The following is a 21,813-nucleotide window of genomic DNA, read 5'->3' as shown; positions in this document are numbered from 1 at the left end:
TGGCGGTTTCGTTCTGAATCAACGGTTGGCGCAGCTTGGGTCCCGGCCTTCGCCGGGATGAGGGGATGAGGGGGGTGTTGGAGCGAAAGCTTCAACCGCCCTTCACGACCCGCCGCGCCCTCGGCGCGATGCGGGTGAGCAGCTCGTAGGCCGTGGTGCCCGCCGCCGCCGCCGCGTCGTCGATGAGCCGTTCGGGGCCGATGATCTGCATCATCGCACCCGGCCTTGCCGCGTCGCAATCGGTGATGTCGACGGCGATCAGGTCCATGGAGACCCGGCCCAGCATCGGCCGCAGGGCGCCGTCGAACCACATCGCCCCGCGCGGATGGGCGGCGCGGGGCACGCCGTCGGCGTAGCCGGCCGCCAGTATGGCGACGCGGGTGGTCTCGGTGGCGGTGAAGGCCGCGCCATAGCCGATGCTCTCGCCGCGCGGCACGACCCGCGCCTGCAGGATCGGCGCTTCCAGGGTGGCCACGGCCTTGATCCGGGCGTCGGGCAGGTCGCGCGGGCCGCCGCCATAGAGGCTGATCCCGGGACGCGCCTGATCGAACTGGTAGTCGCCGCCCAGGAAGATCCCGCCGGAATTGGCCAAGCTGCGACGGGCGTTGGGGAATAGGGCCGCCGCCTCGGTGAAGCGGGATAGCTGCCGGGCGTTCAAAGCATGGTCCGGCTCGCTGGCGCAGGCCAGGTGGCTGATTACCAGGGTGAGGTTGACGTGCTTGAGGCGGTCCATGGCCCCGGTCAGCACGACGGCCTCCTCCGGACGCAGGCCCAGGCGGTTCATGCCGGTGTCGATGTGCAGGGCGGCGTCCAGCACTCGGCCGCGCGCATGGCTATTCCAAGCCTCGATCTGCGGCAGGCTGTTGAGCACCGGCGTCAGGCGCGCGGCCTCGATGGCCGGGGCCGCGCCGGGCGTCACGCCGTCGAGCAGGTAGATCGTGGCGTCCCGATCACCCAAACTCGCGCGCAAGGCTAGGCCCTCCGACAGCCGGGCGACATAGAAGCTCCGCGCGCCTTCGTCCCACAGCCGGCCCGCCACCAAGGCCGCGCCCAGTCCGTAGCCGTCGGCCTTGACCGCCGGCGCGATCTCGGCCCCGCCCGCCGCGGCCTTGAGCACGGCGTGGTTGGACGCCAGGGCGTCGAGGTCGAGGGTTAGCAGGCTGGTTTCGGTCACGGGGCAGGGCGTAACCGAGGCCGCCGTCCAAGGCCAGTGGAGATCGCGTTCAGTGATGCAGCAGAAACTGTGTCGCCAGGTTCTCCACACCGCTGGCCAGGATCTGCACGCCGATGCACAGCAATAGAAAGGCGACCAGACGCGACATCACCCGAGCACCAGAGACGCCAAGCAGGGCCATGACCCGATCCGAGGCGCGATACAGCAGCCAGATCGACAAGGCGATCGCCACGGCCGCCAGGCTCGCGCCCAGGAAAAATGGCACCACGGTGTGTCCGCCGGCCGGCCTCTGGGAAGACAGGGCGATGGCCACGGCGATCGAGCCTGGTCCGGTGGTGAACGGCATGGTCAGGGGGAAGAAGGCGATGTCCTCGGCGCGTTGCTGGGCCGGCGCGGCGTCGCCGCTCTTGCGGTCCTCGTAGTCTTCTGGATCCATCAACAGGCCCCACGCGCGGATCGCCACGACCAGCCCGCCAGCCACCCGCAGAGCGCCCAGGCTGACACCGAAGAAGTTGAGGATATAGCCGCCCAGTAGCAGCGAGCCGAGCAGGATGGTCAGGGCGTAGACCGCGATCTTAGCGGCCAGGGCGTGGCGCTCGGCCGGCGTGCGATGGCTGAGCACCTGGTGGAAGATCAACGAGGCGCCGACCGGATTGACGATCGAGAACAGCGCCGGGAAGGCCAGCAGGAAGGCGCCTGCCACGGTGTCCAGGGGCAGGGGGTGGAAGTCCATCGATCAGCCTCGCGATGTGAACGGCGCGACCCTGACCCGTGTTTGTCCGTCAGGTCAAACGTCGGCGCGCCCCTATTCCTCGCTGCCGCTGCGGTGCTGGTGGAAATAGTGGTCGCGGGCCAGATTGCCAAAGCGGGTGGTGTCGCTGTTGAACGACAGGCGCACGGTCCCGATCGGGCCGTGCCGCTGCTTGGCGATGATCACCTCGGCCAAGCCCTGCAGGCGGTCCATGTCCTCCTGCCATTGCAGGTGCTCGGGCGTGCCTTCGCGGGGCTCTGCGCGGCCGACATAATAGCTCTCGCGATAGACGAACCAGACCATGTCGGCGTCCTGCTCGATCGAGCCCGATTCCCGAAGGTCGGAGAGCTGGGGCCGCTTGTCCTCACGGTTCTCGACCTGGCGAGATAGCTGCGACAAGGCGATCACCGGGCAGGCAAGTTCCTTGGCCAAGGCTTTGAGACCCATGGTGATCTGGCTGACTTCCTGAACCCGGTTGGCGTTGGCGCCCAGGTCCGAGCCGGTGACCAGCTGCAGGTAATCGACCACCACCAGGTCCAGGCCCACCTGGCGTTTCAGGCGACGGGCCCTAGCGGTCAGCTTGGCGATCGAGATGCCGCCGGTGGCGTCGATATAGAGCGGCGCCTCCTGCAGCTCGATGGCCGCGTCGCGCACCCGGCCAAACTCCGAGGCGTCGATCTCGCCCTTGCGCAGCCGGTCGCCCGACACGCCCGAGGCGTCGGCCAGCATCCGCAACGCCAGCTGCTCGGCGCTCATTTCCAGCGAGAAGAAGGCGACGACGCCGCCGCTGACCGTCTTCTTGCTGCCGTCTGGCTGGGGTTCCCAGGCATATTTGCGGGCGATGTTGAAGGCGATGTTGGTGGCCAGCGCCGTCTTGCCCATCGAAGGGCGGCCAGCCAGCACCACGAGGTCGGAGGGGTGCAGACCGCCGATCTTCTGGTCCAGGTCGATCAGGTCACAAGCCAGGCCCGACATGCCGCCGTCGCGGCTGTAGGCCTCGGCGGTCATCTCGACCGCGCCGCGCAGGGCGTCGCCGAAGCTGACGAAACCGGAGCTGGCCACGCCGCTTTCGGCCAGGGTGTAGAGCTGCTGCTCGGCCGCCTCGATCTGGTCACGGGCCGGAAGCTGCACCTCACCATGGCCGTGGGCGGTCGTCGAGATCGTCCCGCCGATGCGGATCAGGTCGCGGCGCAGGGCCAGGTCGAACACCGCCCGCGCATAGTCGCCGACATTGGCGGCGGGGGGCGCGCGATCGACGAGGTCGGCCAGATAGCGCAGGCCGCCCAGTTCCTCGAAGGCCGGGTCCTTCTTGAACTCGTCGGCCAGCAGGATCGGCTCGGCCAGCTGGCCCTTGCGAATGTGGGTCTCGATCGCGCCGAACAGCCGGGCGTGGAAGGGCTCGTAGAAGTGACGGCCCTGCAGGCTGTCGGTCAGGCGCTCATAGGCGGCGTTGTCGTACAGCAGCACGCCCAGCAGCGCCTGCTCGGCCTCCAGATTGTGCGGCGCGACAGCGACGATGATCTCGCCCATCGGAGAGAACGGGCGGAGGTCTAGAGCGGGGACGAGCGACATGGGCACAGGTTAACGCGGAGCCTTCCCTCGCACACGGTCCGCATGGCCGACGGCGACAGATGAACGGGGATGTTTTGTGTATGTTCTGCGCCCGGCTTACGACAGACCCGGACGCATGAGAAAGGCGCGGAGATCGCTCTCCGCGCCTTATGGATTGACCCTAGGTCAGCCTACCAGCTGTAGCTGAGGCGGCCATAGACCAGTCGCCCGTTGAAGCCATAGGGCGAGAAGTTGCTGTAGGGCCCCGCACCGCTGGTGTTGAGATTGGGCGGCACCTGGTTGGTGTAGGAGTCGAACAGATTGTCGGCGCCCACCGAGGCCGTCAACCCGATCGGGAAGGTGTAACGGGCTTCGGCGTCGATGACGCCGCTCTTGCCGGTATGCCAGTCGGTGCTGCCGTCATTGGCGGTGCCGGGGGCCAGCACGTCGCCATAGAAGGTCGAGCGCAGGGTCGCTCCCCACTGGTTCTTGCTCCAGTCGCCCTGCAGGGTGACCTTCTGGCGCGGCGTGCCCTTTTCGAAGCGCAGGGTGGCTTGGCGGGCGAACAGCGATTGCGGCTTGGCCAGAGTGGTGGTGACCGGCGTCTTGTCGACGCTGAAGTCGTTGAGATTGCCCGCCAGGGTCAGGTCGAACGTGCCGGCCTGTTCGTCATTGATCCGGTAACGCGCCACCACGTCGATCCCCTGGGTCGAGGTGTCGACGCCGTTGATGAAGATCCGGGCTGCGGTCGTGCCATAGCGCGCGAGCAGGGCGCCGATCTGGGCGGCGTTGGGGTTGGACGCGCTGGCAGCGTTCGAGAACAGTTCCGACAGCACGATGCGGTCACGCACGTCGATCTTGTAGCTGTCGATCGTCAGCTCGAAGGCGCCCTTGCGATAGACCGCGCCGAGCGAATAGTTGGTCGATTTCTCGGCCTCAAGCGGCTTGCCGCCCAGCGCCAGGCCCACCGGGCTGACCGACGGATAGGTGCCGGATTCGAACGGCACCAACACCGTGCCGCCGCCGCCCGGCAGAGCCTGGGCCACATAGGTGATCGAGGTGGCGGTGTAGTACTGCTGCTGCAGGCTCGGGGCGCGGAAGCCGGTCGAGACCCCGCCGCGCAGCGCGAAGGCGGGGGTAAAGTCATAGCGCGCCGTGAACTTGCCCGTCGTGCTCGAGCCGAAGTCCGAATAGTCTTCGTAGCGGCCCGCGACGCCGACGGTCAGCTTGTCGGCGACCTTGCCTTCCAGGTCGATATAGACCCCGACCTCGTGGCGATCGACATCGACAGCGTTGCTCGGCGCGAAGCCGGTGAAGCCGCGCGAGCCGAAGGCCAGAGTCGGCGAGACCGTACCGCGGGCATAGGAAGCGACCTCGCCTGCATTGATCTGGAAGCCTTCGCGGCGGGCTTCCAGACCAAAGGCGACGTTCAGCGGAGCGGCCAGGCCCACCTCGACCTCGCGGCTGGCGTCCAGGCCGAAGGTCAACTGGTCATAGGTCAGGCCGCCGGCCTTGAAGCTGTGCGGCGAGGTCGGGCCATAGGACGGGTTGATCGTGTTCTCGACACCAAAGTCGATGTCGTTGCGGCCATAGACCAGGTTGGTGTCGATCTTGAAGCTGCCCAGTTCGCCGCGCAGGCCGCCGGCTGCCGTGACGTCCTCGGTGTCGGTGGTCACCAGCGGCAGGTAGCCGCTCGGATAGACCGACGGGATGTTCTGGCTGGCGTCGGTGGGCAGGCGGAAGCTGGCGGCGGAGTTGGCGTCGCGCTGCTGATAACCATACCAGCCATAGGCTTCCCAGCCGGCCGCCAGGGGCTTGGCGGCGTTCAGATAGACCGAGACGTCCTCGGTCTTCGGATCGCCGGTGCGGCCGGTGACGCGGGCGGGACTGACGCGCGGGTCGAAATCGGCGCGATTGGTCGGGTCGAGGTCGCGGTACTGGGCCGAGACGGTCAGGAAGCCGTCGCTGCCCAGCTTGAAGCCCTGCCAGCCAGACACGGTGGCCGAGGCGCCGTCGGTGATGTCGCGCTTGCCGCCGTAGAACCCATTCAGCTGGGTCACGTACTCGCCGTAGGTCACGGTTAGGCCGCCGCCGTGATCGGCCTCGCGCAGGCGCAGATTGACGACGCCGGCGATGGCGTCCGAACCGTATTGGGCCGAGGCGCCGTCGCGCAGCACCTCGATGCGGTCGATGGCGCTAGTGGGGATGGCGTTCAGATCGACGGCGGCCGAGCCGCGCCCGACCGAGCCGTTGACATTGATCAGGGCCGAGGTGTGACGGCGCGCGCCGTTGACCAGCACCAGGGTCTGGTCGGGACCCATGCCGCGCAGCACCACGGGACGGATGGCGTCGGTGCCGTCGGTGTTGGACGGTCGCGGGAAGGTGATTGAAGGCACGGTGGCGGCCAGGGCGGTGGCGATGTCGGTGGCGCCGCGCTGTTGCAGGGCCTTGGCGGTGACCACATCGACGGGCGCCAAGGTGTCGAGGCGCGAACGGCCAGTGGTGCGGGTGCCGGTGACGACCACCTCTTCGACTGCGGTCTGTTCATCCGGGTTCGGCGCCGTGGATTGGGCGTGGGCGACGCCGGCGAAAGCGGCCACGGACGTGGCGGTCAACAGGAAGCTCTTGAAACGCATGACAGTATTCCCCTCTGGAAGCTCCGGGGGCGTCTCGCGCCTTTTTTCCCGAGGCGGAGAGTTCAGTCTCCCCTGGCTAGAGGATGGGTATCGCGGCGTTCGCCTACAAGCTGAGCATTTCTATGTAATTGCACAGAAAAAAACGGCGCGGATTGCTCCGCGCCGTTTTTCAGGTTTCTCAAGGCGCTACGAGCCGATCAGGACTCGTAGTGGTCGCCTTCGAACGAACCGGCGCCACCGGCGGCCATGTCCGAAGCGGCTTCGGCCTCAGCGGCGCGATCCTCTTCGAACTGGGCGGCGACGACGTTTTCGCCGCGCGCTTGGCGATCGGCTTCATCCTGGCTGCGCGCGATGTTGAGGGTAACCGTGATGGTCACCTCGGCGTGCAGCTTCACCTTCACTTCGTGAAGACCCAGGTTCTTGATCGGCTTGTCGAGGACGATCATCGAGCGATCGATCTTGCCGCCGCCGCCCTTGATGGCGTCGGCGACGTCGCGACCCGCGACCGAACCGTACAGCTGGCCGCTTTCGCCGGCTTGACGGATCATCACATAGGTCGTGCCGTCCAGACCTTCGCCGGCCTTGCCGGCGTTTTCGCGGTTCTTGACGTTGCGAGCTTCGATTTCAGCGCGCTGAACCTCGAAGTTCTTCAGGTTGGCCGAGTTGGCGCGCAGCGCCTTGGAACGCGGCAGCAGGAAGTTACGGGCGAAGCCGTCCTTCACCGTGACCACGTCGCCGAGGACGCCAGTGCCTTCGACGCGTTCGAGCAGGATAACTTTCATCGTGGTGTCTCCCTTACTTCACGACGTAGGGGAGCAGAGCCAGGAAGCGGGCGCGCTTGATGGCCTTGGCCAGTTCGCGTTGCTTCTTGGCCGACACCGCGGTGATGCGCGACGGCACGATCTTGCCGCGTTCGGAAACGTAACGCTGCAGCAGCTTCACGTCCTTGTAGTCGATCTTCGGCGCGTTGGCGCCCGAGAACGGGCAGACCTTGCGGCGGCGGAAGAACGGGCGGCGGGCGCCGGCGCCGGCGGCCGGAGCGGCGGCTTCGGGAGCGGTTGTATCGGTCATGATCTCTCTTCTCCCTTACGCGGCCGGCGCGAATTCGTCGCGCGGGCGCTCAGTGCGCTCGCCACGTTCGCGGTCGCGACGGGCCAGAACCGGCGACAGTTCCAGGTCCAGCTCTTCGACGCGGATGGTCATGAAGCGCAGCACGTCTTCATTGATCAGCAGCTGACGTTCCATCTCCTTGACGGCCGCAGCCGGAGCGTCGATGGCGAGCAGGGAATAGTGGCCCTTGCGGTTCTTCTTGATGCGATAGGTGAGGTTACGCAGGCCCCAGTATTCGATCTTGGCGATGTGACCGCCATTTTCTTCCAGGAGGGCCTTGAGTTGCTCATTCAGAGCTTCGGCCTGTTGCGGCGAGATATCCTGCCGCGCGATGACCACGTGTTCGTAGAACGACATGTTTTCCTTCTTCCGGCTTGGACAGCGGCGTGAGCGACGGCGGAAGTCCGTCGATCACGATGGATCCTGCATGCCGAGCGGGAAATCCCGACCCATAGGGCTGCGTGCAAGACCGCCATCCGTGAGAGGGCGCGCTATTACAGGAAAGCCGGCGGATAGGCAAGGAAGCCGTTGGTCGCCCGGTTTAAAGGCCGTCGTGGCAATATCATACAAATGTGCAGCCTGGCCCCTTCGGTCTGGTGCTAGCGCGTGGTATCGGGCGAACATGGGGTTTCGACCGTCTTCCTTGATCATGGCCGTCTCGGTCGCCCTGGCCGCCGCCGCGCCGGCTGTGGCGGGCGACGTGGTGAAAAAGCCCGACCTGTCGGTCTGGGGCAGTGACGGCCACTTCCGAGGCTATTCGGCCGCCTTGCCGCTGGATCTGTCAACCGACGCCGAGAGCGCTCGGGTGACCGCCAAGGTGGCCGGCGCGATCGATGACCCGACCTACAATCTCGACCTCAATCTCAGCCAGAAGCCCGACGAGCACGGCCAGGCCAATCGGTCGCTCTCGGCCGGCGCTTCGTGGAACGCGCGCGAAGCGGCGATCCGCTCGTCTCTGGCGCGATCGTTCGGCTTCGGCATTCTGCCCAAGACCAACTATGTGCGGCTGTCGATGGACATGAACGCCACCCAGCCGGTGTATCTACGGGGCCGCACGCCGGTGACCCGGGCCAGTCTTCGCTCCGAACTGACCCTGGATGGCCGGCCGGTGGCCTCCATCGCCGTGGGCGGCGGCACGATGGGCGAGGAGGGCTTCGACGTCAGCCTGACCCGGCCTTTCGACATCCCCGCCGAGTTCACCGTCAGCCTGCGCGCCGCCGACGAGCGGGTCCAGGACGGCCGGGTGATGGTCAAGCTGGTCCGGACGACCTGGTAGGGTCCGGTATCGAGCGCGCCGGACCGAAGTCCGACGCTCCCAATGCTACTTCTTGGTCGCCTTGTAGGCCTTAACGGCATCCATGGTCTGGGTGACGTGGCCGGCGAAATTGCCGTCGCTATAGGCCATCAGGATCTTGCCGTTCGGCGCGATGACGTAGGAGGTCCGGTTTGACAGGCCGCCCGGCATCGGCACGCCGACCGCCTTCAAGCCCACGTCGTAGGACTTGATCAGGCCGTTGGGGGCGGCGGCCACCGCGAACTTGTCGCGGCAGTGTTCCTTGGAAAAGTCCTTGATGCGGTCGACGGCGCCGGCCGTGACACCGATCACCGTGGCGCCCAGCTTTTCGAATTCCGGCGTCGCCTCGGCGAACTCATGGGCCTCGGCCGTGCAGCCCGAGGTGTAGGCGGCGGGGAAGAAATAGAGGACCACGGGGCCCTTCTTCAGCGCCTTGGACAGGGTGAACTTGAAATCCTTGCCGGCCAGGGCGGCGGGGGCGGTGAAGTCGGGCGCCTTGTCGCCGACCTTGAGGGCGGCCAGGGCGGGCGAGGCGGCGACCAAGGCGCCGCAGAGGGCGAGGCTGGCGAACAGGCGTTGCATGCTTTGGGCTCCAGAGACCTTAGACCACCCGAGCTACGGGTCGGACGGCAATTTGGACGCCCTGCAACGGAAAGCAAGAGAAGTCGGCGACCGCTGTCTCGCTTGCCCGTCGGCGGGCTTTCCCCTAACCCTCCGCGCCTGCAGTCTATAAAAGAGAGGCGCGAGCTTCCATGAGCATCGCTTTCATCTTCCCCGGCCAGGGCAGCCAGACGGTCGGCATGGGCGCCGACCTGGCCCAGGCCTTCGCCTCCGCCCGCGAGGTCTTCCAGGAGGTCGACGACGCCCTGGGCCAGAAGCTGTTCAAGCTGATGGTCGAGGGGCCCGAGACCGACCTGACCCTGACCGAGAACGCCCAGCCCGCCCTGATGGCGGTCAGCCTGGCGGTCGTCCGCGTGCTGGAGAAGGAATTTGGCGTCGGCGTCGATCGCGCCGCCTTCGTGGCCGGTCACAGCCTGGGCGAATACAGCGCCCTGGCCGCCGCCGGCGCGATCACCCTGTCCGATACGGCCCGCCTGCTGAAGCTGCGCGGCCAGGCCATGCAGCGCGCCGTGCCGGTGGGCGAGGGGGCCATGGCCTCCTTGATCGGTCCCAAGACCGACCTGGCCCTGGCGGAAGCCGCCGCGGCGGCCGGCTCTGAAGTCGGCGTCTGCGTCGTGGCCAATGACAACAACAACGGCAATGTGGTGATCTCCGGCGAGAAGGCCGCCGTGGACAAGGCCATTGAGAAGGCCAAGGAACTGGGCGCGCGGGCCATTCCGCTGAACGTCTCGGCGCCGTTCCACTGCCCGTTGATGCGGCCCGCCGCCGACGAGATGGAGGAGGCCCTGGCCAACACCCTGATCGTCGCGCCCCGTGCGCCGCTGGTGGCCAATGTCACCGCCTCGCCGGTCCATGATCCCGATGTCATCCGCCGTCTGCTGGTCGAGCAGATCACGGGCCGGGTACGCTGGCGCGAGAGCATGACCTGGCTAGCGGGCGAGGGCGGCGTCACCCGTTTCGCCGAGGCCGGGGCCGGCAAGGTGTTGTCGGGCATGGCCAAGCGGATCGCTCCGGATGCGCAAGCCGTTCCCCTGAACAGCCCGGCCGACCTCGAAGCCTTCGCAAAGTCGCTCTAGACCAGGAAATCAGATCATGTTCGATCTCACGGGCAAGACCGCCCTTGTCACCGGCGCCACGGGCGGGATCGGCGGCGCCATCGCCAAGGCTCTGCATGAGCAGGGCGCCCATGTCGTTCTGTCTGGCACCCGCGAATCAGCTTTGTCGGAGCTGGCCGCCCAGTTCGGCGAGCGCGTGTCGTTCGTCGCCGCGAATCTGTCGGACGCCGCCGCCGTCGATGGCCTGGTCGCCAAGGCCGAGGAGGCCGCCGGCGCGCCGCTCGACATCCTGATCGCCAACGCCGGGATCACCCGCGACGGCCTCCTGGTGCGGATGAAGGACGAGGACTGGGACACCGTGATCAAGGTGAATCTGGAAGGCTATTTCCGCCTGTCACGCGCCGCCGCCAAGGGCATGATGAAGCGCCGCGCGGGCCGGATCATCGGCATCACCTCGATCGTCGGCGTCACCGGCAATCCCGGCCAGACCAACTACGCCGCCTCCAAGGCCGGCATGATCGGCTTCTCCAAGGCTCTGGCTCAGGAACTGGCCAGCCGAGGCGTCACGGTCAATTGCGTGGCCCCCGGCTTTATCGCCAGCCCGATGACCGACGCCCTCAACGACGCCCAGAAGATGAGCATTCTGTCGACGATTCCGGCCGGTCGTCTGGGCGAGGGGAGCGATATCGCGGCGGCGTGCGTTTATCTCGCCAGTGACCAGGGCGGCTATGTCACGGGTCAGACCTTGCACGTCAACGGCGGCATGGCCATGATCTGACCAAGTCGTCTTTCCGGGGTTTCACGCCTTTCCGCTTTGAAAGGCCGAGGCCCTGATTTCTAAAGAGTACAGCCGCTAGTCACCCGAAAAAGAACGTGATAGGCGGTGGCCCGACAATTCCCGTGGGGGGTTAGGTTCGCCGAAACCGCCTGCGGAACTGCAAGATTTAAAACGAGGGACTAACAGAATGTCCGACATTCTCGAGCGCGTGCGCAAGATCGTCATCGAGCACCTGGATGCCGACCCGGAAAAGGTCACCGAGAAGGCCAGCTTCATCGACGACTTGGGCGCCGACAGCCTCGACAACGTCGAGCTGGTGATGGCTTTCGAAGAAGAATTCGACATCGAAATTCCGGATGACGCCGCCGAGCACATCCAGACCGTCGGTGACGCCGTGAAGTTCATCACGGAAAAGACCGGCGCCTAAGGCGTCGGGTTCGCAAGGCTCGCGAACAGGACTATTAACCGCCGCGTCGCACGGGCTCTTGCCATCGTGCGCGCGGCGGTTTTCGTATGTGGCCGAGATTCGCGAGCCGGGGGGCGCTGGATTTGTCCGAAATCCCCATATGTCCGCGATGCGAAGGTTGGGAGTGATCCATGCGTAGAGTCGTCGTCACCGGGCTTGGCCTTCTGACCCCTCTGGGTCAGGGCGTCGATGTGACCTGGAAGAACATCCTGGCCGGCAAGTCTGGCGCCAACAGGATCTCGGCCTTTGATCCGACCGAATACGCCTGCCAGGTGGCCTGCGAGGTCCCGCGCGTCGATGGCCGCGGCGGCGGCGGCCCGGATGTCGAGGGGGCCTTCAATCCCGACCTGACGATGAGCCCGCGCGATCAGAAGCGCGTCGACGACTTCATCCTGTACGGGATCGCTGCGGCGGACGAGGCCGTGAAGGACTCCGGCTGGGTCCCGGAAACCGACGAGGACAAGTACCGCACCGGCGTGATCATGGGCTCCGGCATTGGCGGCCTGTCGACCATCGCCGACACCGCCCTGGAACTGGAAGCCAAGGGCCCGCGCCGGATCAGCCCGTTCTTCATCTCCTCGGCCCTGATCAACCTGATCTCGGGCCAGGTCTCGATCCGTTATGGCTTCAAGGGTCCCAACCACTCGGTGGTCACGGCCTGCGCCACGGGCGCCCACGCCATCGGGGACGCCTGCCGCCTGATAAAGTATGGCGACGCCGACGTGATGGTGGCTGGCGGCGCCGAGGCGGCCGTCTGCAAGGTCGGCATGGCCGGCTTCATCGCCTGCCGCGCCGTTTCCACCGGTTTCAATGACACCCCTGAGAAGGCCTCGCGTCCCTACGACAAGGATCGCGACGGCTTCGTGATGGGCGAGGGCGCTGGCGCCCTGGTGCTTGAAGAATACGAACACGCCAAGGCGCGGGGCGCCAAGATCTATGCCGAGGTCATCGGCTATGGCCTGTCGGGCGACGCCTATCATATCACCGCCCCGGCCGAGGACGGCGACGGCGGCTTCCGCGCCCTGTCGGCGGCGGTCAAGGACGCGGGCCTGCAGCCTTCGGACATCGACTATATCAACGCCCACGGCACCTCCACCATGGCCGACGGCATCGAGGCCGGCGCGGTCGAGCGGTTCCTGGGCGATCACGCCAAGAACGTGGTGATGTCGTCGACCAAGTCGATGACCGGCCACCTGCTGGGCGCGGCCGGCGCCATCGAGGGGATCTTTTCGATCCTGGCCATCCGCGACCAGATCGCGCCGCCGACCATCAACCTGGATAACCCGAACGTGACGGTCGCGATGAACCTGGCGCCCAACAAGGCCGTGCCGATGAAGATCGAGGTGGCGGTGTCCAACAGCTTCGGCTTTGGCGGCACCAACGCCTCCGTCGTGTTCCGCAAAGTCTCGTGAGCCGCAAGCCCGCACCGCTCCGCAAGGCCCCCGCGCCGCGCAAGGCCCCCAAGAAGACCGGGGCGCGCCGGCGCGAGACCGCCTCAATCGGCCGCCGACTGATCGCCATGGGCGTGGGCGGGCTGACCATACTGGGCGTCGTCGCCATGCTGGCCGTGTTGGGTGGCATGTGGGTCTACCAAGGCCCCGGCCCCGCCGCCAAGTCGGGTGAGGCGACCAATGTCGTCCTGCGGCGCGGCGCCAGCCTGCCAGAGATCGCCTCGACCCTTGAACAGGCGGGCGTGATCCGCTCGTCCTCGCTGTTCCTGACCGCCGCCCAGACCACGGGCGCGGCGCGACGCCTGAAGGCCGGTGAATACGAATTTCCGACCCACGCCTCGCTGCGCCAGGTGCTGGCCAAGATCCGCGACGGCAAGATCGTCCGCCACCACGTGACCGTCGCTGAGGGCCTGACCTCCGACATGGTGGTCGACATCCTGATGCGCGCCCCGGAACTGACAGGCACCGTGCCTACCCCGCCGGAGGGCTCGATCCTGCCCGAGACCTACCAAGTCGTGCGCGGCGAGGACCGGGCGGCGGTGCTGCAGCGGATGATGGACGACCGCGACGCCTTGCTCGACAAGCTGTGGGCCGACCGCCAGCCGGGCCTGCCCTTCGCGACCAAGGACCAGGCCGTGACCATGGCCTCGATCGTCGAAAAGGAAACCGGCCTGGCCAGCGAGCGCCCGCACGTGGCGGCGGTGTTCATCAACCGCCTGCGCCAGGGCGTCCGCCTGGGTAGCGACCCGACGATCATCTATGGCCTGACCCGCGGACGGCCGCTGGGCCGGGGCATCCTGCTGTCTGAACTGCAACGCCAGACTCCCTACAACACCTATCTAATCGACGGCCTGCCGCCGACCCCGATCGCCAATCCGGGCAAGGCCGCCCTGGCCGCCGTGCTCAATCCGATGAACAGCGACGACCTCTACTTCGTCGCCGACGGCACGGGCGGGCACGTGTTCGCCTCGACCTATGAGGAACACGAGCGCAATGTCGCCAAATGGCGCCAGGTGGAGCGGTCGAAAGCGGCCGCCACACCCCAGAAGACGCCGCTGAGCGGAGGCTAGGATGGCGCTATCGGGCATGACCGGCTTCGCCCGTGTCGAGGGCGCGCACGGGGCCTGGTCGTGGGCGGTGGAGGCGCGCAGCGTCAACGGCCGCAATCTGGAGACCCGGTTTCGGGGCCCCCCGGGCTTCGAGAGCCTCGACAAGGCCGCCCGCGACGGCGCCCAGGCCCGGTTTCAGCGCGGCCAACTGACCGTGAACCTGCAGGCCAAGCGCGCCGAGACCGCTGGGACCACCCAGGTCAATGTCGAGGTGCTGGAGCGGTATCTGAAGGCCGGCGGTCCCTATGTCGCCACCGGCATGGTCGGCAAGCCGTCACTGGACGGATTGTTGGCGTTGCGCGGGGTCATTGACGCTCGCGAAGAGGAAGACGCCGCCGAGGACCGCGCCATGGTCGAGGCCGCCATGGCCGCATCGATCGGCCAGGCCCTGGACGGCCTGAAGGCCGCGCGGCTGGAGGAGGGCGCCGCCCTGACCCCGATCCTGGCCGGCGCCGTCGATCGCATCGACAACCTGACCAGCCTGGCAGATCAGGAGGCCGCCGGCCAACCGGCGGTGCTCAAGGAGCGCTACGCCCGGCGCCTGACCGACCTGATCGGCGAATCGGCCTCCGAAGAGCGCATCATCCAGGAGGCCGCCGCCATGGCGGTCAAGGCTGATGTCCGCGAGGAGCTCGACCGCCTGGCCAGCCACGTGGTCGCCGCCCGCGCCCTGATGAACGGCGAGGCCGCCGCCGGCCGCCGCCTGGACTTCCTCAGCCAGGAATTCATGCGCGAGGCCAACACCCTGTGCAGCAAGTCGGCGCTGACGGCGCTGACCACGCATGGTCTCGATCTGAAGGCGACGATCGAGCAATTCCGAGAACAGGTCCAGAATGTCGAATAACCCGCACGGACGCACGCGCGGCCTGCTGCTGATGGTCGTGGCCCCCTCGGGGGTCGGCAAGACCTCGCTGACCCGCCGCCTGGTCGCCGACCACAACGACCTTCACCTGTCGATCAGCGCCACCACCCGCGACGCGCGGCCGGGCGAGCACGACGGGCGCGACTATCACTTCGTCACCCAGGGTGCGTTCCAGGTGATGATCCAGGACGACGCCTTCCTGGAATGGGCCGAGGTTTACGGCAACCACTATGGCAGCCCGCGCGGCCCGATCATGGACGCCTTGGAGCGCGGCGAGAGCGTGTTGTTCGACATCGACTTCCAGGGCGCGATGAAGGTCCACGCCCAACTGCCGGACGACTCGGTGCTGATCTATGTGTTGCCGCCATCCCTGGCCGAGATGAGCCGCCGCCTGCACGCCCGCAGCCAGGACAGCGAAGAGGTGATCGCCAAGCGTCTGGCGCGCGCCAAGGACGAGGTCGCCGACTGGCAGCGCTTCGATTATGTAATCCTCAACGAGGACTTCGACCGCGCCTATTCCGACCTCGCCCACATCTACCACGCCGAACGCCAGAAGCGCGTTCGCAACCCGTGGATCGGCGGGCTGGTGGCCGACCTGTTGAAGGAAGAGATTTAGGCGCGCTTGACGAAGGGCGCTGTTGGCAGGATGTTCTCGCCGTGGCCGACGGTTCGATCACCCTGACTTTGGACGAAGCGCTGGGCGAGAAGCTTGAGCGGCGCGCGGCGGCTGTCGGCATGAGCCGGCAGGAGTTCGCTCAGCAAGCCTTGGAACGCTCGCTGTTCGGCTATGATGACTACACCTGGATCGGCGGTGATCCTCGAGACAGGCCCATAGACGAACCCGAAGTCAATCTTGCGGACTGCAAGCCTTGGGACGAGGTCAAGCGCGACCTCATGGCCAGGCTCGAAGCGCGGCTTGCCGCCAAGGCATGAAGCTGTTGATCGAGCCGCATGCGCAACGCGAGTTTGACAACCACATCGATTGGCTCGCGGAATGTTCGCCATCCGCCATCCGCCATCCGCCATCCGCCATCCGCCGGGCTGCTCTACAGCTTTTTGACGCGATCGATCGTCTGCTCGATTTTCCGGAAAGCGCACCGGATATCGGTCGCGGACAGCGTGAGGCCGTAATGCGCTTTGGGCGGGACGGCTTTGTGCTCCGCTATCGAATATCTGGCCAAGCCGTCATTATTCAACGAATCTACCACGGGCTGCAGCAGCGCGATTAAATCCGTATCAGCCCGCCATCACCGCCCGCGCCAAGGCCTGAAATCCCTCGACCGGGATGGTCTCCGCCCGCGCATCGGGATTGATCCCGGCTTTCTCGCACAGCGCCGCGCCGCCCAGGCCCTTGAGGCTGGAGCGCAGCATCTTGCGGCGTTGGCCGAAGGCGGCGGCGGTGACCTTCTCGAGGGCAGCGACCATGGCCTTGTCCGGCGCGGGCGTCAGCGGGACCAGCCTCACCACGGCCGAGGCCACCTTGGGCGGCGGGGTGAAGGCGCGGGCCGGCAGGTCCATGATGACCTTGGCGGTGCAGACGGTCTGGGAGACCACGGCCAGGCGGCCATAGGCGTCGTCGTCGACGGCGGCGGCGATGCGGTCGGCGACTTCCTTCTGGAACATCAGGGTCATCGACAGCGGGCGAAACGGGCCGGTCAGCCAGTTGATCAGCAGCGGCGTGCCAACATTATAGGGCAGGTTGCTGACCACATGGGCCGAACCGCCGGCGATGACGGCCATGTCGACCTTCAGGGCGTCTCCCTGGACGATCTCCAGCCGGCCGTCGGCGGCGACGGCTAGGTCTTCCAGAAGCGGGATGAAGCGCTTGTCCATTTCCACCGCGATCACCCGCGCGCCGGTTTCCAGCAAGGCGCGCGTCAGGCCGCCCGGACCGGGACCGACCTCGATCACCGTGTCGCCTTCGCCCACCCCGGCCAGGCGGGCGATCTTGCGGGTGATGTTGAGGTCCAGCAGGAAGTGCTGGCCAAAGCTCTTGTTGGCCAACAGGTCATGCTCGGCGAGGACCTCGCGGAGCGGCGGCAGATCGGCGAGGGACATGGTCTTGGGAACTCAGGCGGCGGCGCGGCGGGCGGCGATCTCGGCGGCCAGGCGAATGGCGGCGATCAGGCTGTCGGCCCGGGCCAGGCCCCGACCGGCGATGTCGAAACCCGTACCATGGTCGGGCGAGGTGCGCACGATCGGCAGGCCCAGGGTGATGTTCACGCCGGCCCAGAAGTCGAGCATCTTGACCGGGATCAGGGCCTGGTCGTGATACATGCACAACACCGCGTCGTAGGTCGCGCGGGCCTCGGCGTGGAACAGGCTGTCGGCCGGGGCCGGTCCTCTGACGTCGATGCCCAGTTCGCGCAGCACGCGGACCGCCGGTTCGATGACCGCGGCCTCCTCGCCGCCCAAGGCGCCGCCTTCGCCCGCGTGAGGGTTCAGGGCCGCGACGGCCAGGCGCGGCGCCTGGATACCGAAATCCTTGCGCAAGGCCGCGACGGTGACCACGGCGGCGTTGACGATCAACTCGACGGTCAGCGCGGCGGGCACCGCGGACAAGGGCTTGTGGATGGTCACCAGGGTGGCGCGCAGGTCGCGGGCGGCCAGCATCATGATCGGCCCGTGCGGCGGCTTCTGCTCGCCGACATGGGTCAACTCGGCGAGGAATTCAGTGTGGCCCGGAAAGGCGAAGCCGGCGTCATAGAGCGGCGCCTTGGCGATCGGCGCGGTCACCAGGCCCGTTACCGCGCCCGACAGGGCCAAGCCGGCGCCGGTCTCGATCCAGCGGATGACCTGGGCGGCATGGGCGCTGGAGGGCTTGCCCGAGACCACGGGCGCCTGGAGCGGAATGTCGAGGACGGGAAGGGCCTGGGCGAACACCCGGACCGCCTCGGCGGGTCCGGTCACCGCACGGACCTTGACCCCGCCGCCGGCCGAGGCCAGCAGTTGAGCATCACCCACCACCATAAACGGCGGTCCATCCTGGCGCAGCGCCGCCCAGGCCTTGGCGATGATTTCCGGGCCGATGCCGGCCGGATCGCCTGCGCTCAGGGCGAGGGCGGCCGTCTTCACCGGGTCTCGATGGTGGCCTGATTGCGCAGGTCGCGCAGATAACGTTTGGAGATCAGCGCAAGCTGCTGACCGCGCAGACGATTTTCGATCTGATCGTGGGTCGGGGCCTGGGCGCCCGACTGGCGCTTGCCGCACACCGCGATCAGGTGCAGGCCGGCGTCGGTGCGGATCGGATCGGACAGTTGGCCAACCTTGAGCGTGGTGGCGGCCTGCTGGAAGGCGGGGGCCAGGTCGGCGATCTCGGCTTCGCCCAGGTCGCCGGCCACGACGCCCTCGACCTTGCCGGCCGTGGCTTCCAGGGTCTGGCAATTGGCGATCTGCGGCTTCAAGGCCATCAGGGTCCGGTTGGCGGCGTCGATCTGGTCCTGGGTGGCGTCCTTGGCCAGCGGAACGGCGATCTGCTTGAGATCGACCAGGGCCGCCTTCGCGCCCGAGCGCTTCTCACGCAGATAAATGATGTAGACGCCATCGCGCACCGGGATCGGGGCCGACATCTGACCGGGACGCAGCTGCTCGAGCGCGGCGTCGACCTCGGGCGGCATCTCGCCCGGGCTGATCCAGCCAGCGTCGCCGCCATTGGCCGCGGTCGGCGAGGCCGAGAACTGGCGGGCTACGGCCGGGAAAGGCGCGCCCTGCTGCATCTGGGTGACCAGTTGCTTGGCGCCGTTCTGCGCCGTCTCCATGCCGCCGACCCGGACGGCGTCGATGAACACTTCACTGACCTGATATTGTGGCTTGCTGGCGGCCTCGGCCTGACGGCGCTCGAAGGCCTTGATCTGGCCGTCGCCGATCCGCAGGCGCGAGCCGTAGCGACCGCTGATCCAGGCCTGCCAGCTGCTGTCAGCGCGGATCTGGGCTTTCCAGGTCTCCACGCCGACGCCCTGAGCCGCCAACTGCTGGGCCAGTTGGGCCCCGGTCATGTTGTTGCCCTTGGCGATGTCCTCGATCTGCTCGTCGACTTCCTTGTCGGTCGATATGATCGTGATCTTCTGCGCCTTCTCGACCCGATGCAGTTCCTGCATCTGGACGTGTTCGTCGATCAGGGAGCGCAAGGCTTCCTGCTCGAGCTGGGGCAGATTCTCCTGGGTCGGCTGCAGGCCCGAGGTCACCATCAGCAGACGCATGCGCTGCATCAGGTCGTAGCTGGAGACGATGTCGTCATTGACGACCGCCGCCACGCTCTCCGACAGCGGATTGACGGGCGGCGCCGGCGCGGCTTGAGGCGCAGGAGCCTGGACTGCGGGCACGGCGTCTTGCGCCAGGGCCGGCAGGCCGAGGCTCGCCACGGTCAAGGCGAGGATGGAAGCGGTGCAGACCGCCAGTTTCGTCACGCTACGCGCAGACCGCATCGGTATTGTCGTTCCTCTAGACGCGTCCAAAGGAAGGCGCGCGTTTTACCGCGCGTCCCCCGACGCGATGACGTTTAATTGGCTTTACCTTGTGTCGCCCAATGTGGCGAGCGTTAGGCGCAGCATGACGGATTCATCCGACTTCAGGCGCAGGCCCGTGGCCGTCTGAGTGTAGCGATCTTCGTTCTGATAGATCACATCGATACGGATGCAATCGTCTTTGTAGTAGACGCCCAGGTCGCGGCGGGTCCAAGACCACTGGCTTTCAGACTCGGGCTGACCAAAAGCGCGTGCGTCCTGATAAGACAGACGGCCCAGGGCTGTCACGCCCCAGTTCTTCCAAACTGTATAGTCAATATTGAAGTCCAGGTTCTCTTGGCGCAGGCCCGAGGTATCCCTGTTGTCACGCAAATAGCGGAGTGACGTGTAGCCACGCGCCGATGATGCGTCGATGCCGCCCTCGATGCGGTTGAGCTTTCCGGTGTCGTTGTCGAAGCGCGCGCGGCTGAAGGCCGTCACGCCCCGGATCGGCGTTATGCTGCCCGCGACGATCCAATCGGAGGCCTTCTGATCGAGCCCGGCGCGGGTAGGCAGCAGGGGATCGACCTTCGTCCGCAGGCTGCGACCGATCAGCAGATTGCCGCTGCGGCCATCGGCGAGATCAACCGTGGCCCGGCCGCCAATGTTCATCCGCTTGCCGCCTTCATAGAGGTCGAAACCCGGCGACTTGTTGACGTCGAACAGGTTGGTCTCGTCGAGCTCGAAGTTGGTGCTGTCCTCGTTGAAATAGATCGGCGCACCCAAGGCGTCGCGAGCAACCACGATGGGAACCCGTGAGCTGTTGGATCCCGCAGCGAACTGAACCAGGGGTTCGAGGACGATGCTGCCGCCGCCTTTCAGGCTGCGGTACAACGGGAGACTCAGATCCAGGCCCGCCACGCCAAGGGCGCGGCGATAGTTGATGCTTGAAATGTCGCCGGCGACAAGCGCCGCGCTCGGCAGAAAGACGTCGCTGACCCGGTAGGCGTCGCCTCGCGCCTGGGCGAACGGCTGGATGCGCACGCCGGGGCCCGTCACAATGCTGGCCCGCCAGTCGCCTTGGAAAGAGCCGCGGATGCTATCTACGCCGTCTTGGCCTTTATAATCATTGCCGGGGGCGATGAAATTATAGGGCGGTTCGCCAAATTGCGACTCCGAGCGGGTCAGGGCCACGCCCGAGCCCTGCACCCGCAGGCGCCCGCCCAGGACGTGTGATTCAGGCTCCCAACGCCCCTCGATCAAGGGCCCGATCGTCGGGAAGGCTCCGCTGTTCTCGAACTTGTTGCCCAGACCTGTCGAAGGGTCCAGACCTCCCACGCGGAGGCCCTGCATCGAGATCACCGATGCGGAGAAATAGGACCGCTTGTCCTGGCGCTTCGTATAAAGTTGCGACATCAGGCGATGGTCGTCGCCGGTGAACATGCCGCGCTGCTGGTAGACGTCGTTGACGTCGTAATCGTCGAAGATCAGCGGATCTGACGCCCGTTCGGCCGTGAAACCCCACTTCCACTTTTCGTCGACGTCGAACTGGCCCTTGGCCAGGATGTAGCTTTTGGCGGTCGCTTCGCCGAAGCGGTGGCCGTGATTGTCGAAGTCCTTTTCGTAGGTCCCACCGGCCCGAACCTCGACCGCGCCGGAATAGAAGCGCTTGCGATAATTCAGGTTCACGAAAGGGTTGATTTTCCCATTGATCTGAGGACTTACGATCAGATCCTGAGACGGCGACAGCACCAGGAGATAGGGCTGGGTATACGAAACGCCGCGCCGCTTGGAGACCCCGATCTTGGGCGTCAGAAAGCCCGAGCTACGCTCGGTCTGAGGATCGGGATGCCAGAACACCGGCAGGTACATGAGCGGTGCGCCAAACACCCGGATGGTCGCGCCATGATAATAGACCAGATGGCGGTTCTTATCCTGCACAACCTTGTCGGCCTCTATGCTCCAGGTAGGCTTCGGCTTGGCCGCGCATATCTCGCACGGGGTATAGATCGCCTTGTTGAGCTCGGTGATCTGCTCATTGCGACGAATGGCGGTGTCGGCGGCGATCTTGATGTTCTTGTCCAGGCGAGCCGAGAAGCCTTGGGCGAAGCCGGCCTTCAGTTCCTTGTCCATCGTCATGTCGTCGGCGAACTGGGCCGTGCCGTCGGCATTGATCAGAGTGACGTGGCCGTGGGCGGTCACCACCTCGGACTTGGTGTCGTAGACCACCTCGTCGGCGCGCAGCGTGCGGCCCTGGTAGCGCGCCTCGACGTCGCCCTTGGCGATCATCTTCTGATTGACGTCGTCGCGGATCAGGAGGTCGGACTCCAGATAGTAGCCGCCGTCCCCCAGGCCGTCGTCAACGGCTGGCGACGGCGCGGGCGCGGCGGGAATCGTGGCGAACGATTGCTGCGCGAACGCCGCGCCGGACAGCACCAGCCATGCGGCGCCAGCCAGCAGGACCGCGCGGCCCTTCTCGTTCGCCCCCCAGCGAAGCTCCATCATCAACGACC

General features: G+C 66.5%; 22 protein-coding genes. 10 read left to right on the top strand and 12 right to left on the bottom strand.

Annotated features, from left to right (window positions below):
- Positions 1-91: 91 nt before the first annotated feature.
- The 7 genes from alr to rpsF form a co-directional block, all read right to left on the bottom strand.
- On the bottom strand, positions 92-1,174 hold the full coding sequence (gene alr / locus ACP7AG_RS02105; RefSeq protein WP_426029625.1) for an alanine racemase: 1,083 nt from the start codon (positions 1,172-1,174) through the stop codon (positions 92-94).
- Positions 1,175-1,223: 49 nt separating this feature from the next.
- Entirely contained in the window at positions 1,224-1,907 is a 684-nt protein-coding gene (locus ACP7AG_RS02100) for a MarC family protein (protein WP_426029624.1), read from the bottom strand.
- A gap of 72 nt (positions 1,908-1,979) precedes the next feature.
- Positions 1,980-3,503, bottom strand: coding sequence for a replicative DNA helicase (locus ACP7AG_RS02095; RefSeq protein ID WP_426011394.1), 1,524 nt, complete (start codon positions 3,501-3,503; stop codon positions 1,980-1,982).
- Between the two features lie 164 nt (positions 3,504-3,667).
- Positions 3,668-6,112 carry a TonB-dependent receptor plug domain-containing protein gene (locus ACP7AG_RS02090; protein WP_426029623.1) on the bottom strand — a complete coding sequence of 815 codons (2,445 nt, stop codon included), beginning with the start codon at positions 6,110-6,112 and terminating at the stop codon, positions 3,668-3,670.
- 197 nt (positions 6,113-6,309) lie between these two features.
- Entirely contained in the window at positions 6,310-6,894 is a 585-nt protein-coding gene (gene rplI / locus ACP7AG_RS02085; RefSeq protein ID WP_426011396.1) for a 50S ribosomal protein L9, read from the bottom strand.
- Between the two features lie 13 nt (positions 6,895-6,907).
- Positions 6,908-7,183: a 30S ribosomal protein S18 gene (rpsR, locus tag ACP7AG_RS02080; protein ID WP_426011397.1), complete on the bottom strand. Its 276-nt coding sequence runs from the start codon at positions 7,181-7,183 to the stop codon at positions 6,908-6,910.
- A gap of 15 nt (positions 7,184-7,198) precedes the next feature.
- Entirely contained in the window at positions 7,199-7,579 is a 381-nt protein-coding gene (rpsF, locus tag ACP7AG_RS02075; protein ID WP_426011398.1) for a 30S ribosomal protein S6, read from the bottom strand.
- Between the two features lie 265 nt (positions 7,580-7,844).
- Between rpsF and ACP7AG_RS02070 the strand changes: the two genes are divergently transcribed.
- The gene (locus ACP7AG_RS02070; protein ID WP_426029622.1) at positions 7,845-8,498 is read left to right on the top strand and encodes a hypothetical protein; all 654 of its coding nucleotides are present in this window, start codon (positions 7,845-7,847) and stop codon (positions 8,496-8,498) included.
- 45 nt (positions 8,499-8,543) lie between these two features.
- On the opposite strand, the gene ACP7AG_RS02065 is transcribed toward ACP7AG_RS02070, so the two are convergent.
- Positions 8,544-9,098: a peroxiredoxin gene (locus ACP7AG_RS02065; RefSeq protein WP_426029621.1), complete on the bottom strand. Its 555-nt coding sequence runs from the start codon at positions 9,096-9,098 to the stop codon at positions 8,544-8,546.
- 170 nt (positions 9,099-9,268) lie between these two features.
- Between ACP7AG_RS02065 and fabD the strand changes: the two genes are divergently transcribed.
- The 9 genes from fabD to ACP7AG_RS02020 all read left to right on the top strand — a co-directional run bounded on the left by fabD (position 9,269) and on the right by ACP7AG_RS02020 (position 16,087).
- Positions 9,269-10,213: an ACP S-malonyltransferase gene (gene fabD, locus ACP7AG_RS02060; RefSeq protein ID WP_426029620.1), complete on the top strand. Its 945-nt coding sequence runs from the start codon at positions 9,269-9,271 to the stop codon at positions 10,211-10,213.
- 16 nt (positions 10,214-10,229) lie between these two features.
- Entirely contained in the window at positions 10,230-10,970 is a 741-nt protein-coding gene (gene fabG, locus ACP7AG_RS02055) for a 3-oxoacyl-[acyl-carrier-protein] reductase (protein WP_426011402.1), read from the top strand.
- A 187-nt stretch (positions 10,971-11,157) separates the two neighbouring features.
- Complete coding sequence (locus ACP7AG_RS02050; RefSeq protein WP_007672577.1) at positions 11,158-11,397, top strand: acyl carrier protein; 240 nt, start codon at positions 11,158-11,160, stop codon at positions 11,395-11,397.
- Between the two features lie 170 nt (positions 11,398-11,567).
- Positions 11,568-12,848: a beta-ketoacyl-ACP synthase II gene (gene fabF, locus ACP7AG_RS02045; protein WP_426029619.1), complete on the top strand. Its 1,281-nt coding sequence runs from the start codon at positions 11,568-11,570 to the stop codon at positions 12,846-12,848.
- Entirely contained in the window at positions 12,845-13,957 is a 1,113-nt protein-coding gene (gene mltG / locus ACP7AG_RS02040) for an endolytic transglycosylase MltG (RefSeq protein ID WP_426029618.1), read from the top strand. The genes fabF and mltG overlap by 4 nt, the downstream gene beginning before the upstream one ends.
- A gap of 1 nt (position 13,958) precedes the next feature.
- The gene (locus ACP7AG_RS02035; RefSeq protein WP_426029617.1) at positions 13,959-14,840 is read left to right on the top strand and encodes a YicC/YloC family endoribonuclease; all 882 of its coding nucleotides are present in this window, start codon (positions 13,959-13,961) and stop codon (positions 14,838-14,840) included.
- A complete protein-coding gene (gene gmk / locus ACP7AG_RS02030) occupies positions 14,830-15,474 on the top strand; it encodes a guanylate kinase (protein WP_426011406.1) in 645 nt (214 codons plus the stop codon). Before ACP7AG_RS02035 ends, gmk begins: the two co-directional genes overlap by 11 nt.
- A 41-nt stretch (positions 15,475-15,515) precedes the next feature.
- On the top strand, positions 15,516-15,791 hold the full coding sequence (locus ACP7AG_RS02025) for a hypothetical protein (protein ID WP_426029616.1): 276 nt from the start codon (positions 15,516-15,518) through the stop codon (positions 15,789-15,791).
- Positions 15,788-16,087, top strand: coding sequence for a type II toxin-antitoxin system RelE/ParE family toxin (locus ACP7AG_RS02020; RefSeq protein WP_426029615.1), 300 nt, complete (start codon positions 15,788-15,790; stop codon positions 16,085-16,087). The genes ACP7AG_RS02025 and ACP7AG_RS02020 overlap by 4 nt, the downstream gene beginning before the upstream one ends.
- 7 nt (positions 16,088-16,094) lie before the next feature.
- Here ACP7AG_RS02020 and rsmA read toward each other — a convergent pair whose 3' ends face one another.
- From rsmA to ACP7AG_RS02000, 4 genes are all read right to left on the bottom strand, one after another.
- Positions 16,095-16,916 carry a 16S rRNA (adenine(1518)-N(6)/adenine(1519)-N(6))-dimethyltransferase RsmA gene (gene rsmA / locus ACP7AG_RS02015; RefSeq protein WP_426029614.1) on the bottom strand — a complete coding sequence of 274 codons (822 nt, stop codon included), beginning with the start codon at positions 16,914-16,916 and terminating at the stop codon, positions 16,095-16,097.
- Positions 16,917-16,928: 12 nt separating this feature from the next.
- Positions 16,929-17,933 (bottom strand): 4-hydroxythreonine-4-phosphate dehydrogenase PdxA, encoded by a 1,005-nt coding sequence (gene pdxA / locus ACP7AG_RS02010; RefSeq protein ID WP_426029613.1) that lies wholly within the window; start codon positions 17,931-17,933, stop codon positions 16,929-16,931.
- Positions 17,930-19,282, bottom strand: a complete 1,353-nt coding sequence (locus tag ACP7AG_RS02005; RefSeq protein WP_426029612.1) for a peptidylprolyl isomerase — start codon at positions 19,280-19,282, stop codon at positions 17,930-17,932. The genes pdxA and ACP7AG_RS02005 overlap by 4 nt, the downstream gene beginning before the upstream one ends.
- Positions 19,283-19,366: 84 nt before the next feature.
- Positions 19,367-21,805, bottom strand: a complete 2,439-nt coding sequence (locus tag ACP7AG_RS02000; RefSeq protein WP_426029611.1) for an LPS-assembly protein LptD — start codon at positions 21,803-21,805, stop codon at positions 19,367-19,369.
- Positions 21,806-21,813 lie beyond the last annotated feature (8 nt).

It is taken from the genome of Caulobacter sp. DWP3-1-3b2, from assembly GCF_049896325.1.
GTDB lineage: Bacteria > Pseudomonadota > Alphaproteobacteria > Caulobacterales > Caulobacteraceae > Caulobacter.
Note: the sequence above shows the minus strand (reverse complement) of the source record. Positions and strands in the feature narration are given on the sequence as shown.

Excerpts from the sequence above, each read along its gene's own strand:
- ACP7AG_RS02100 (WP_426029624.1), bottom strand. The coding sequence starts at position 1,907 with ATGGACTTCCACCCCCTGCCCCTGGACACCGTGGCAGGCGCCTTCCTG.
- ACP7AG_RS02090 (WP_426029623.1), bottom strand. The coding sequence starts at position 6,112 with ATGCGTTTCAAGAGCTTCCTGTTGACCGCCACGTCCGTGGCCGCTTTC.
- rplI (WP_426011396.1), bottom strand. The coding sequence starts at position 6,894 with ATGAAAGTTATCCTGCTCGAACGCGTCGAAGGCACTGGCGTCCTCGGC.
- rpsR (WP_426011397.1), bottom strand. The coding sequence starts at position 7,183 with ATGACCGATACAACCGCTCCCGAAGCCGCCGCTCCGGCCGCCGGCGCC.
- rpsF (WP_426011398.1), bottom strand. The coding sequence starts at position 7,579 with ATGTCGTTCTACGAACACGTGGTCATCGCGCGGCAGGATATCTCGCCG.
- ACP7AG_RS02070 (WP_426029622.1), top strand. The coding sequence starts at position 7,845 with ATGGGGTTTCGACCGTCTTCCTTGATCATGGCCGTCTCGGTCGCCCTG.
- ACP7AG_RS02065 (WP_426029621.1), bottom strand. The coding sequence starts at position 9,098 with ATGCAACGCCTGTTCGCCAGCCTCGCCCTCTGCGGCGCCTTGGTCGCC.
- fabD (WP_426029620.1), top strand. The coding sequence starts at position 9,269 with ATGAGCATCGCTTTCATCTTCCCCGGCCAGGGCAGCCAGACGGTCGGC.
- fabG (WP_426011402.1), top strand. The coding sequence starts at position 10,230 with ATGTTCGATCTCACGGGCAAGACCGCCCTTGTCACCGGCGCCACGGGC.
- ACP7AG_RS02050 (WP_007672577.1), top strand. The coding sequence starts at position 11,158 with ATGTCCGACATTCTCGAGCGCGTGCGCAAGATCGTCATCGAGCACCTG.
- fabF (WP_426029619.1), top strand. The coding sequence starts at position 11,568 with ATGCGTAGAGTCGTCGTCACCGGGCTTGGCCTTCTGACCCCTCTGGGT.
- ACP7AG_RS02035 (WP_426029617.1), top strand. The coding sequence starts at position 13,959 with ATGGCGCTATCGGGCATGACCGGCTTCGCCCGTGTCGAGGGCGCGCAC.
- gmk (WP_426011406.1), top strand. The coding sequence starts at position 14,830 with ATGTCGAATAACCCGCACGGACGCACGCGCGGCCTGCTGCTGATGGTC.
- ACP7AG_RS02020 (WP_426029615.1), top strand. The coding sequence starts at position 15,788 with ATGAAGCTGTTGATCGAGCCGCATGCGCAACGCGAGTTTGACAACCAC.
- rsmA (WP_426029614.1), bottom strand. The coding sequence starts at position 16,916 with ATGTCCCTCGCCGATCTGCCGCCGCTCCGCGAGGTCCTCGCCGAGCAT.
- ACP7AG_RS02005 (WP_426029612.1), bottom strand. The coding sequence starts at position 19,282 with ATGCGGTCTGCGCGTAGCGTGACGAAACTGGCGGTCTGCACCGCTTCC.
- ACP7AG_RS02000 (WP_426029611.1), bottom strand. The coding sequence starts at position 21,805 with ATGATGGAGCTTCGCTGGGGGGCGAACGAGAAGGGCCGCGCGGTCCTG.